The organism is Flavobacterium sp. Arc2 (assembly GCF_041431385.1).
GTDB lineage: Bacteria > Bacteroidota > Bacteroidia > Flavobacteriales > Flavobacteriaceae > Flavobacterium.
This window is the reverse complement of record NZ_JASMRH010000011.1, coordinates 83,078-96,461: the sequence shown is the minus strand read 5'-3', so window position 1 is coordinate 96,461 and position 13,384 is coordinate 83,078. Positions and strand designations below refer to the sequence as shown.

General features: G+C 35.2%; 8 protein-coding genes and 1 pseudogene. 4 read left to right on the top strand and 5 right to left on the bottom strand.

From position 1 onward, the window contains the following. Positions 1-521: 521 nt before the first annotated feature. From QO182_RS09485 to QO182_RS09470, 4 genes and pseudogenes are all read right to left on the bottom strand, one after another. A complete protein-coding gene (locus QO182_RS09485; protein ID WP_371543618.1) occupies positions 522-1,970 on the bottom strand; it encodes an IS1182 family transposase in 1,449 nt (482 codons plus the stop codon). A 385-nt stretch (positions 1,971-2,355) separates the two neighbouring features. Next, positions 2,356-4,437: a DNA topoisomerase gene (locus tag QO182_RS09480; RefSeq protein ID WP_371561214.1), complete on the bottom strand. Its 2,082-nt coding sequence runs from the start codon at positions 4,435-4,437 to the stop codon at positions 2,356-2,358. 21 nt (positions 4,438-4,458) lie between these two features. Then, positions 4,459-5,881: pseudogene (locus QO182_RS09475) on the bottom strand (DUF3945 domain-containing protein). Between the two features lie 68 nt (positions 5,882-5,949). Then, positions 5,950-6,273: a helix-turn-helix domain-containing protein gene (locus QO182_RS09470; protein WP_371541053.1), complete on the bottom strand. Its 324-nt coding sequence runs from the start codon at positions 6,271-6,273 to the stop codon at positions 5,950-5,952. Positions 6,274-6,647: 374 nt separating this feature from the next. Between QO182_RS09470 and QO182_RS09465 the strand changes: the two genes are divergently transcribed. The 4 genes from QO182_RS09465 (at position 6,648) to QO182_RS09450 (ending at position 10,658) form a co-directional block, all read left to right on the top strand. After that, positions 6,648-7,520 carry a tyrosine-type recombinase/integrase gene (locus QO182_RS09465; protein ID WP_371541054.1) on the top strand — a complete coding sequence of 291 codons (873 nt, stop codon included), beginning with the start codon at positions 6,648-6,650 and terminating at the stop codon, positions 7,518-7,520. A gap of 280 nt (positions 7,521-7,800) precedes the next feature. Beyond that, on the top strand, positions 7,801-8,706 hold the full coding sequence (locus QO182_RS09460) for a helix-turn-helix domain-containing protein (RefSeq protein WP_371561213.1): 906 nt from the start codon (positions 7,801-7,803) through the stop codon (positions 8,704-8,706). 101 nt (positions 8,707-8,807) lie between these two features. Next, a complete protein-coding gene (locus QO182_RS09455; RefSeq protein WP_371561211.1) occupies positions 8,808-10,304 on the top strand; it encodes a MauE/DoxX family redox-associated membrane protein in 1,497 nt (498 codons plus the stop codon). Positions 10,305-10,415: 111 nt separating this feature from the next. Then, a complete protein-coding gene (locus tag QO182_RS09450) occupies positions 10,416-10,658 on the top strand; it encodes a hypothetical protein (protein ID WP_371561209.1) in 243 nt (80 codons plus the stop codon). Positions 10,659-10,713: 55 nt separating this feature from the next. Here the strand turns inward: QO182_RS09450 and QO182_RS09445 are convergent, their stop codons facing one another. Further along, positions 10,714-13,383 (bottom strand): alpha/beta hydrolase family protein, encoded by a 2,670-nt coding sequence (locus QO182_RS09445; protein WP_371561207.1) that lies wholly within the window; start codon positions 13,381-13,383, stop codon positions 10,714-10,716. Between the last annotated feature and the right edge of the window lies 1 nt (position 13,384).

The window sequence follows — 13,384 nt, the reverse complement described above, 5'->3', positions numbered from 1 at the left end:
ATCGTTAAAACACTTTAATTTCTGAGCTATATAGCATCCCAATCCAAACTATTATGGAAGCTTTTCCCAGTGACACACATCCTTAAGCAATATATACACTTGGCTTAATGTGTTATATATAGATAGATCCAACTTCATTTACTCTAAGGCGATAAGCTCTTAGTCAAAGAAGTATTAAGTCAGTCTCACTCCAGTTATTCACTTTGCTCCGTTCGGCTGCTCCCGTCGGTATGCCTTCATGATTAAGGTGTAAACAAAATCTATTTTTCGGCATACCTACCCTTCGCAGGCACTTCACAGCCCATAAAAAAAACAGCCGCTTAAAAATAGAGGGCACTGAAAAACTTCACTTATTTTGATTAGAGTCGTTTTTTAGACAATAAAAAAACGCTTATAACAGGATTTTAAAGATCCTTTATGAGCGTTTTAATTTTTACAACTGTTTTTTATTATAGGTTATATGAGTCGATTTTTGACTTTTATAGGCTCATTGAGTGTATGCGCATGTAGCTTTGATTTTCCTACATTAATTTGAGTATTCTTTTTAAGTTGACTGCGAAAATTGCTATTGCACCTTGCATTTGCATATTGGTAATGCCATATGATATTGCTCTATCATAACCATGTACATTTTTCAACTCACTATTTTTCGCTTCTATTTTATATCGGTGTTTTGCTTTTTCTTTGTAATAGTCAGTTTCTTGAAAGCTGATTTGTTCTTGGTGTAAGTCCGATTTTATGGACACCGAATATGTTTTTGTCTTGGCTCCTTCTTTATAACAACCCTCTTTTAAAGAGCAGGTCTTACATTTTTCCACATCAAAATAGTAGGTTTGTTTTTGATTGGTTCCAACATTTTTTTTGCCTAGGCGAGCCTTTCGTATAGCCATGTGACCAGCAGGACAAATAAATCTATCGGCATCTTTATTGTAATCAAATTTATCTTCGTCTTTTCTAGCCCCTTGAGCTATTGTAACATTTAGTCTCGCTACCACTTTAATATTTTGCCCACTTGTGAGTTTGAGATTTTCTTTTCCTGTATAGGCTCCATCGCCAATAATTGTATCAACATCGATTCCGTTTTCCTGACTAATTTCTAAAAGTTTAGGTAACTCCGGGCCATCTCCTTTTTCGCCTGATGTGACTACAGCTGCTGTAATGATGCGCTCTTCGGTCATCGCTAAATGAGTCTTATAGCCGAAGAAGGAACTATCAGCGGATTTATGCCCCATTTTAGCATCTGTATCTTTTGATAAGGTAAAATTTTCCTGAGTGTCTTCTATCGTTTCTTTAAGCAAGTTTAATTTTTCTTTCACCGCAGGTATAGAACTTAAAGATTGTTCTTTTTCTAGCCGTCTCTCCAACTCTTTACAATAGGCCAATTCCATTTCTAATTCATTGGTATTGTTCTTCTCTGGCATACGTTCTTTCCATTGGTCATCAAATAAATAAACCGTTTTTCGCAGTAGTTTTGAACGCTCACGCAATACTTCAATTGCCGAAAATGGATTTGATCTCGATAAAGTATGTGTGGCATCAACTATAATAGACTTAGAACGGATAATGCCCTTTTCAACGGCTATAGTCACCGTTTTACTAATCAATAGATTTAATAAGTCGGTGTCCTTCAAACGTAGTTTTCTATATTTTGTTAACGTACTAGAATTGATAACATCTTCTTCTGGTGCCATTTCCAAAAAATACTTAAAGGACATATCAAAACGGGAACGCTCCACTACATCAACATCTGAAACGGTATAAATTGTTTTCAGAAGTAAATACTTGAACATACGCACAGGACTTTCTGCTGTGCGACCATTATTTGTACAGTATTTATTTAGCAACTCATCATAGATAAATGAAAAATCTATCAACTCATTGATTTTTCTTAGCATATTGTCCTTGGGAACGATTAAATCATATAACGAAGAGTACGGACTGAATTGAATTTTTTGTTGTTGAACTAACATCTAAAAGCCTTTTGGGTACCATTAAAAATACGAAAAAAGGAGCAAAAAACTATAGTTTTCTACTCCTTTTTATTAACAATTAATTCCTAAAAAGACTTTTTCAGTGCCCTCTAAAAATAAGCAGCTGTTTCTTTTACGCTGTTCCGTTCCTCAGCTCCGCACGTTCATTCCTTGCGGTCGGTCAGGCTTATATAAGCAGGATAAAGCTTCATTGCTTTACGCTCCGTTCCTACGCTCCACTGCATTCCAGCCCTATCCTGCTTATAGCCTTCCTTTTTATAATTTGAGTTGCTACTCAAATTTCTTAGATTCATCTTTTCTGCGAGAATTGCAGATTTAGTAATAGTTACTTTTTACTACAACAAGTAGAGATCCATCAACTAATTTATTTCCTTTTCTTCTTTTGGGGAAATATAAAAGAGGTCTCTCCTCCTTCATCCATAGCTATAAAAGCATCGAATTTCTTTCCTGATTTACTTATCATTCCTTTCAAAAGACTGGTCTTTCCTTTAGTTATTAAAGTTTCCAAATCCACAAGGCTGAGATGTATGCCGCATATATTTCGGAACTGAACCCAATTACAGTTTTCCTTTTTGCATTTAACCAACTTGTCTCGAATAATCAATTTTTGCACCTTACATTTTGGACAAAGTAGCTCCGGTTGGCTCTCTACGGCTATTGCTAAATCAAGTATTTCTTGAGTTAAAGACCTTGTAAAAGTTTCTATATCTTTCTGGAAAGTTGCTAAATTAGATTCCTTATTCTCTATTTTTTGCAAAGCTAGTTCCCAGTTTGCAGTCAATTCTACATTAGCAATATTTTTGTCTTTTACCAATTCATAGACCTTTAATCCTTTTTCTGTCGGCAGCAGTAATTTCTTATCGCGTTTGACATATTCCCTCTTAAAAAGTGTTTCAATAATGGCTGCTCTAGTTGCTGGGGTACCAATTCCTACACCTTGTATTATTTTGCGTTCCTGCTCGTTTTCAATGTGATTCCCGGCGTTCTCCATTGCAGATAACAAACTTGCTTCCGTATAAATAATTGGTGGTTTCGTTTTCTTTGCTACTATTTTTGCTGTCTTAATCTTTACTTCATCACCAATTTTTAGAGTTGGTAATTCTTGAATTGGATCTTTATCTTCATCAATAAAATCACCTTTGATAACTCTCCAACCTGCATCAAGAATTTTAATTCCTTTTAATCCAAAATCATAATGTGCAACCTGTAGTACAATGTTCGTTATCTCTTTAGTACAAACAGGAGAAACTGATTCTAATAATCGATACACAATCATTTCGTAAATTGCCTTCTCCTTTGCTGATAAAGCCGATGGAATTTTATCAGTGATCAATATACCATGATGATCGGTTACTTTTAAATCGTTGACGATCCTTTTATTCAAACGGTTTAATCTCACTTTAGCAACTATAGGTTTGAATTTCTCAATCTCTTCCGTTATCCTTATCAACTTAGAAACTTCTTCCCACATGTCTTCAGGAATAAATTTACTCCCAGTACGTGGGTAACTAATGAATTTCTTTTCATAAAGACTTTGAGCAATATTGAGCGTTTCCTCAGCCGTTAGACTTAACCTTGTGTTAGCTTCCTTCTGCAATGCGGTAAGATCAAATAATAATGGTGGCTGCTCATTAACAGTTTTGGTTTCTTTGGCAATCACTGAAAACCTTCCATGCTTATGCACTGTTTTCAATACATACTCAGCCTTTTTACCTTCATCCCATTTAAGTATGGAAAGACTTTTAAAATCAATGTATTCTTTGTTATGCTCTAATTCAATTTGCCAATATTCTTCAATTTTGAATGCCTGGTTTTCTAAAAATCGTTTACAAATTAGTGCAAGTGTAGGTGTTTGAACTCGACCCAACGAAAAAACACCTCTACCACTCGCAACAGTAAGTGCTTGCGACGCATTGATTCCTACTAACCAATCTGCACGGCTCCTTCCTACTCCTGCATCATGCAAACTATCAAAGTCTTTTCCTGATGTTAGATTCTCAAATCCTTTAAGAATTGCCTTTTCAGTTAACGAACTAATCCATAACCGTTCAAAAGGTTTAGAGCAGTTTAAATATTCATAAATGTACCGAAAAATAAGCTCGCCTTCTCGTCCTGCATCGGTAGCCACAATAATACTATCGCAGTTTTTAAATAGTTGATCAATAGTATTGAGTTGTTTCAATGCCCCAAGATCACGACTATAAGTCTTGTCTTTTTTTACTTTACGTACTGTCAATAAGAATGGATTAGGCAATATAGGCAAAGCCTCTCTTTGAAACCCACTAATTCCATAATCTTCCGGCATTGCTAAAGACACTAAATGCCCGAACGCCCAGGTTACCTGATACCCATTTCCCATCAAGTAACCTTCTTCCTTTTCTGTAGCTCCTAACAAGAGAGCAATCTCCCGAGCAACACTTGGTTTTTCTGCAATTACTACTTTCATCTGAACAAGTCTTTAGCGTAATTACATTTTTCGCACTTTTGATTTGGCTTCTTTGGGTTTCTCCTGCAGTTCTTGTTGCTTTTCAGTTTCAGGGCTACTCTGTTTGCTTTTCAGAGGCTCTTTACTATTTTTAGTGGCCTCGTTGGTTTTACCTTCTGAATTTACAGCAACTTGTGTTTTATTTTCCTCTTTTGGTTGTGCTTTCTCTTTTAATTTATTAGGATTGTCAAAAGAAAAATCTGTTTTTCCTGTATCTTTATCGAATGTGATATAACCTTGGTATTCTTTGCCTTTCTTATCAACCAATCCGTTTACATACACGGTCTGTCCTTCTTTGAATTTTTCAAATTGCGCAGTATCCAATTCTTTCCCTCGAAAAGCTTTTGGAGCTTCAATATCTTGCTTTTCTGTTTGCTTGTTGCTATTTCCTCTATCGAACAAAAACTCTACATATCGCTTGTCTGCATTAAACTGTACTGAAGCATTAAATGGCTCTCCCTTTTTAGAAATCATACCTTCTAGATACAACGATTTACCTTCTGACAATGTATGTTTTTGTTGATCATCAAGCTTAATTCCCTTGATTTCTTCTGGAATTTTAATGAGTGTTGTACGTAGCGCAATGAGCTCATTGGTTAACTTGTCAACGCTGATAATGGATGGAATTGTCTCGCCAGTTTTGGGATTTGTCAAGTCAACAACTCTCCCCATATTTCCATTTTTCAGCAAATTATCTTTGTCTTCCTTTGTAAATTCATGACCAAAGAATTTAAAATGCAGTTGAGGTTCTTTTCGAATTCCGTGGATTGCCAATACTACTTGCCCATCTTCTTTTGCTTGTAGCGAAAGCCTAGCATCCATTTTAGTAATTGATGTCCCTAAATCAAGAGTAACAGGAACTAATTCATTTGTTTTGTAGCCTTTTAGTAAAGGTTCAAGGACATTCATTTTCTCAAGTCGTTCTTTAGTTAATCCGAGATTAGCCATTGATTTCCAATCGATTTGTTCTAATTTGTAACGGTTTTCCGTTTCCGTTGTTGATTTTGTTGTTTCCATAGTATTCTTATTTTCTTGTTTATAATTTATTTTTATTTCATTTTTGGGTTTTATTTTTTCTACATCTTTGCTAAGATTTTTAGTCATTTTTTTTATCTCGTTAGCTACAGCAATTGCTTGCTGTGCTGAAAAGCTAAAAAAGGAAAAATGAGTAGGATCTTTAAATTGATGGTAGAAATTGGTGAAAAAATTAGTAAACACATCTCCGTGTTTGTCTATACGCACGAACTGGTTTTCATTCTTTTTTTTAGGCGCTACCGTTTGCCGCTCTTGATCCTTTCCAATATCCTTGGACTCTTCAATTTTCTTTTTTTTTGGTATCGATTACTAATAAGACATCTGAAAGTTGTCCTATAAATTTTGGTTTATCAATTGGTTGTTCGTTCATTACAACATTATTTAAAATTTCATTATCCGAAAATAATGAGACAGGAAACTTCTAATCAAATAATGACTTCATCTGGCTTGACTTGTCCTGTTTTGTCTATTTTCTTTGAGAGGGGCACTAAAACTATCCCTTATAAATTGATGGACATCACTTAGTTTATAATAAATCTTCCCACTGATTGTGTAATAAGGTAACTTACCTGATGAACGGTAACGTTGAAGTGAACGACTACTAATTTTCAGCATCTGCAAAAGGTCCTGATTATCAAGCAATTCCTCTCCGTCAATGTTATTTCGTTTCTTTTGATTTTCATTCATATTTTCATTCAAAACATCAAAACGATCCATGATTCGTTCCATCCACGCTATAAATTCCATTCTATCTATATTCATGAGCCTATCTTATAAAGGTTAAAACTTATAAATCCCAATATATTTTTGAAGGATGCATTTCAAAAATATTCTTACTCGCAACAAGATCATTATTAGCTATCACATTTGAATTTGCTGTTTAACTATGTTTATTTGATTAAAAAAAACATCTTTTAATTAACTTAAAATTTTAAAATTCTCTAGATAAATATTAATGACCTACTAGGTTCTAAACTGCTTCAATATTTTTTTGATGGAGCAAATTTTATTATAAAAAATGGATGAGTTTCACAAGCACTTCACAAGTTGTGATAGATTTATTTTAGGACGGAAAAGAATATTTTAAATCAAAAAAGTAATAAAACATATTTCCTCTAAAAAAAATAAGCCTGGACTTGCTAGGAAAGGAATATCCTCTTGGAACATTCGAACATTACAACACTTCTTTAAAGCATACGGTCGAATTTCTGGAATGGAAATACAAAGTATCAGATATCAACATCAAGCAAATAGATCATGCCTTTATAATGGAGTATGAATTCTTTTTACGAAGCGTGCGTAATTGTACAAACAATACCGCACTGAAATACATCAAGAAATTCAGTAAAATAATCAAGATCTGTTTAGCCAATCATTGGCTATATAGAACCCCTTTCAGCAATTACAAAGTAAAAGAAGTCGAACGTGTGTATTTATCAGAGGACGAAATCGAGACCGTCATCAACAAAGATTTCAAAACGGAACGACTATCCCTCGTACGCGATATCTTTCTTTTCAGCTGCTTTACGGGATTAGCGTACATTGATGTCAAAAACTTGACAAAATCACATATAAGCTTGGGTATAGATGGGGAGAAATGGATCTTCACTCACAGACAGAAAACAGAAACCGCATCCAAAATCCCAATTCTTCCGGTTACGCAAATGATTATCGATAAATACGAAAATCATCCAGAATGCTGTAACCAAGACAAACTTCTCCCTATTTTGAGCAATCAGAAAATGAATTCCTATCTGAAAGAGATTGCGGGCGTTTGCGGGATTGATAAAGAACTCACTTTCCATATTGCCCGTCATACTTTTGCAACCACTGTAACACTTACAAATGGCGTCCCAATTGAAAGTGTTAGCAAAATGCTTGGTCATAAAAACTTGAGAACCACACAACATTATGCCAAAGTTTTAGATAAAAAAGTAGGTGAAGACATGAAAATTCTAAGAGACAAATTCTGTACGATTAAAGCAAAAAAGGAACAAAAAACAATCTGATATTTTCTATCCCCTTTAGATTTTCCTAATGCTAAAGGAAATTAGCAACGATATAAAGGTTCAGTACAACTTCCTTTTTGCCCTTATAAAAAGATCACAACGATATATTATTATTTAATTATGAAATTAAAAAACGATTTACCGCTCACTTTTTTCTAAAAAACACCTATTCAATTCCCGAATTGAACACTATACTTTTAGCTTCAAATAATTTATTTTGATACGTTTGTAAAGTTTTTTCCTTTTCTTCCACCAGCAAATCACTTCAAATTATATATTTATGTCAGACCAATTTAATCAGGTCCGGATTAAACGTATTTACCAAATGCTGTTCGAAATGGCAACTGGAAATATGACCTTCCGCATCCAGGATAATAGTAATGATGAATTAAAAAATATTGCTGTCGCATTAAATAAAATTGCAGAAGATCTCCAAAAAATAAGTCTGGCATCAGGATATATCAGCACTTACTATCCAGACCAAAATCTAATTCAATTAACATTTGTATTGGATAATGATTTTGTTTTATTGAGTTTTAATAATGAGGTGCCACACACTCTTAAATATAAACCAGATATAATTGTCAATACCGATTTTGGAAAATTGATTGATCAGCAATCGAAAGATCTTTGGAATGGTATTCTTGATGAATTAGATAAAAACTCCAATTACACCACTACTTTGCAATTAATTTTCATTACTGGTGATAATCACCTACTGCCATCATTTTGCACAGTATCACGATTACTATATAGCGATGAAATAATTGTAAGTTCAGTATCAACCATACTTGAAGAGATGCGTGACATTAATGACCGTCTCTCTGGTTCAAAAATTCGCAAACACAATGAAGTGACTGCGGTACAAAATTTACATGACTATATTCTAAGTCATCTGGATGAACCTTTACCCACTTTACATCACTTGGCACAAATATTTGCTATTGAAGAACACATATTAAAAAATGGTTTTAGAACTTTTTTCAAAACAAGTGTCTATAACTTTTATCAAGAGGAACGCTTGAAAAGAGCAAATCTAATGATCCGGCAAACAGCTGTTTCTTTAAAAGAAATTGCATATCTGAACGGCTTTAAGGGCTATCTTAACATCTATAAAGCCTTCAAAAAAAGATTTGGCTACAAACCAAGTGATCTATCAAGACCCGAAGAAGATCTTCTACCCTAATACTTTTGCACTGTTTTATTTTTTGAATAACGAAATGCCTGATTTGCATAATGTTATATGTTTTTTATTTACAATTTTACAGTACTAAAAAAAACAGTACAATGAAAGTAACTGCTACATTCAAAGAGAAATTCACGATCAGTATTAGTTACTTATTCATACTGCTTTTCATCTATTCAGCAGTCAGTAAACTACTGGATTTTCACAACTTTCAGATACAGCTTGCTCAATCTCCTTTACTTACTGCCTTTGCTACATATATTTCTTATGCAGTACTAACAGTAGAATTTACAATAGCTATTTTGCTATCAATACCAAAAACCAGAATAATAGGCTTGTTCTCGGCATTTGGACTGATGCTACTATTTACAATTTATATCTACATAATACTCAATTACAGCTCATTTGTACCCTGCTCTTGCGGAGGCATCCTTGAAAACATGAACTGGACAGAGCATCTTATCTTCAATATTGCAATGGTAATACTTGCAGCGACAGCTTTGTATCTTTCCAATGATTGGCAGAATAAACCGCGATTTTATATCAGCATACGTCTTGTAGCAATATCGCTACTAAGTGTAGTTTTAATGGCTGGGCTGTTTCTTATTTCTGAAGACATGGTGCAACATCGCAATAACTTTGTGAGAAGGTTTCCTCCCTTTCCTGCCAAACGAATTACTGTAGAAAACCTGAAATTCAATTCCTTTTACTTTGCTGGCGAAAGCAATGGTAAGCTATTTCTGGGAAATACTTCGGCACCAGCATTGATAACTACATTGGACACAGCACTTCAAGTGATCACAACCCAGCACATCAAGATTACGGATACGTTGTTCAAATTCCATAATATTCAATTACGAGTACTTCCACCCCACTTTTATTTATTCGACGGTACAGTTCCCATAATTTTTAAAGGAAATTTAAGTGATGGAAAAGCCGTTTTACAATCCAGAAAAATCCCCGGTTTCACAAAAGCAGTACTCATTGATTCCGCAACCATCATAATTCGAACGCTCAGCCATACTCGAGAAAATCTTTTAGCAACTGTAAACCTCAACGATGGCCAAATTAAAAAATCGGCTCATGAACTTCTTCAGAAACAAATTGATGGATTATTCGATACAGATGGAACAATGCAGTACAGTCAACAGCAAAGAAAATTTGTTTACTTATACTACTACCGCAATCAATATACGGTTACAGATCAATATCTTAACCTTGTGCATCGCGGAAACACAATTGATACCACTTCTAAAGCTAAAATCAAAATTGCATATGTAAAGGCGAAGAAGCAGAGGGTATTTTCAGCACCCCCATTATTGGTAAACAGAGTTAGCGCAATCCATAATAACCTGTTGTTCGTAAACTCAACATTACCTGGGAGATATGATGAAATAAAAATGTGGAAAAATGCAAATGTTATCGATGTATACGACATTCTAACGAAATCCTATTTAATGAGCTTTTACATCTACAAAATTGACGGTGAAAAAATTGATGATTTTATAGTAACCAATACCCATTTTTTTGCAATAATAGGGTCCAACATTGTTTCTTACAAACTAGCTGCAGCATTGAAAAATAAATACAATAATTAATTGAAAGACATACCGGCCAGTATCAGGGGTTAGATCGAAAACCTGTAAAAAAGAGTAGATCACATTAGTTAATTTTTAAATTTTAATATTATGAAATCTTTAGCAATTAAAATGATGTTCCCCGTTGTCGCCTTTGTGTTGGCATCGGCAGGTGCGGTAAGCACTAGTGATTCGACAACTAACTCTGAAAGCGCTGGCGTGCAGGGTTTTAAACGTACAACTCCATTCAATTGTCAGCCACAAAAAATCTGTAACAACATCGGAGTTGTGCTTTGTGTTGACGGAACAGATCAAATGTATGCGAAACCTTCGCCAACAGCGGACTGTTCTGTATTATTAACCCACAAACCTTAAATAACCTTTTAAGGTAAAATTAATGCAGGTCATAATTTCTTATGACCTGCATTTCTTATTGTACTCCTTCAGCAATCCATTTTTTGGGTGATTCTCCTTTTAAATAATAGCCAAACCAATCTTCTATTCGATGAGCAAAGTTCTGTTGATTCTCCTTTTTTACCAATGCATGACCATCTCCGCGATACACTAGTAAGATGGCGCTTTTTTTCAATCGTTGCATCGCAAGATAAAAAGCAATACTTTGATAATAATGGATTTGCCTGTCTTCTTCTCCTGTCCAAATGAGTACAGGCGTTTCTATTTTATCGACAAAGTTGAGCGGCGAATTACGTTCGTATCCTTTCCTATCTTCAAACAAAGATTTTCCCATACGCCACTGCTGGCTCTCAAATCGCCACATCTCTGGTCTTCCAAAAGTCCAACCGATAGAAAGATACCATCCAGCAAGATCAAAAACAGAAGCCCCTGATATAGCACTTGCAAACAAATTGGTCTGCCCCAGTATAAAATTGGTTTCATATCCGCCAAAAGAGTGTCCAATTAATCCAATTTTAGAATTGTCGACTAAGTCTTTACTTACAACCGCTTTGGTGGCAGCAATGACACAATCTGCAGCTGATACCCCTGGATTTCCCAACTCATATTCAATATCAGGGAGCAGCACAAAATAACCTTGAGCAGTTAGGTTAGAGGTATTAAATCCTGCCATATTATGGAGCGATGGATTGATGTAATAATGAAGTAAATAGGATTGCTTTTCATAAATATGTACAATCATTGGATACTTCTTTTCTGGACTATAAGCTGCAGGGTAGTACAAGATCCCAGTTAAAAGAGAGTTTTTTGAATCCCGATAATAGATCTTTTCCTGCTTTGCCCACGCATATTTATAATGCTGTAAATTACTCTGATAGAGTTTTGTATTCGTTTCTTCCTTGCCCATGCTTATGCTTAATTCTGGCGGACTATTATATTTTTGTGATTCATAAACATACACATTCGCTTTGCTGGCTTTTAGTATTTTTGTAGTAAGAAAATCACCAAAAAAAATCGGTTCTACGTTCTTTTTTGGACCAAGAATAAAGTAACCACTTTCATTATTCCTTTTCGCACTTAACATTATTTTATTTTTAGTATTGATCGCTGCATCAATATGTCCAGTAAAATAGGGTACAAAAAATTCCCTATCAACTGGCGGAGCTATCCGAAATGTAATTCCCGACTCCTTCCCTCTAGTAAGTCGAACAGCTTTATTTCCTTTAAAATCTATTTGCCAAATATCAAACTGATCATAAACTAGAATATATTCGTCATGAACACCCCAGCCTACAATCCGGTAGTTAATTGGCCAAATTTTATCTTCCCAGTCCGCTAATTGAAGCTCGTGCCGCCCTGTAACATTAGAATGGGCACCAGTCAAAAAATTATAAACCCACCAATCGTTATCTTTAAAATAAGCAAAATATTTTCCGCCAGGTGACAAACTTAATGTTTCTAGTTGTGTAGACTGGTTTTCTAAAAGTAAATTTCTCTGTCCCGTTTCTAGATCAGTAACAAAGAAGTTTACATTCCGCTCCATTATATATTGCGGTCCTAAATCGTTTTTATTATAAGTAATAGCAAAATCTTGACTGGCATTCAGAAAACCGAAGGGTTTACTTTGATCGGTAATTAGCATAAAACGATCTTGCTCCGGCCACCATGCAGCGATTCTGGTATTAAATTCGAGATCTTCCACAGTCTGCCTTTCAGAATAAACAACCGCATCATTGCCATTCCATACCTGTGCCCCATCAAATTTTTCTGCTATGGCAACCTCCTTTCTAATAGTAAAAAATACCCTTTTACCATCAGGAGAAAGCGTCAAACCACTCGCGAATTCGCTTTCCACATAGAAACTATCTGGAATTTTATTGGGCTCCAACTGAAATAATGTAGTATTCTTTACAGAAAAACAGAAAACAGCCGGACGATTAATTCCACTGATACTATCTTTATTTTCTCTTAGAAAAGCAACAGATTGACCATCAGCATTCCATATCAGTTGCGAAAATTTCGCACTACCACTTTCAGCTACTACTGATTTCCCTATAGTTGACCCAAAGGTCACCATCAGTACTTGGTAAACGCCACCGTTTTCAATGGTACAGACAAGCGCATCCTTGGAACTACTCATACGGAATTGATCAATCCCAGCAATACTTTGCAATAGCTCTCCTCCACTATTCCTGAGCTGTAATACACGCTGCTTCGCTTTTCCTTCCACAGTAATCAAATAGTTACCATTTCCCGAAAAGGAATACGTTTCCACTTCTTCAATTACGTTGATCTTATCCTTTTCCAAATCAAGAAGAGATAGTCGTCCATCAGTATCAAGGCAGACAAATTGACGTTCCCCGCTAAATGCTCCCGCATTCGATTTTGCAAAAGTATACATCTTCTTTCCATCACTTCGCTTCACAAAAAGCGTATCAGGGCTTTCGTCATAGCGCATTGCATAGCTTACCCAGTTCCCTTTATCAGATATTTTGTCAGTATAAAGCGTTCCCCACAAATGATAATCGCTTTCTGTAACTGCTTTTTTTGGTAGTACCTGCCCGTAATTCGGGCAAGCAACTAACAAAAAAAATAAAAAATTAACCCATCGGCAAATACTGCCAAATAGTGTCGTATTGGTCTTTCTATCGATTAACCGTAGAGTACCGTTGTTGTAATTGATCATA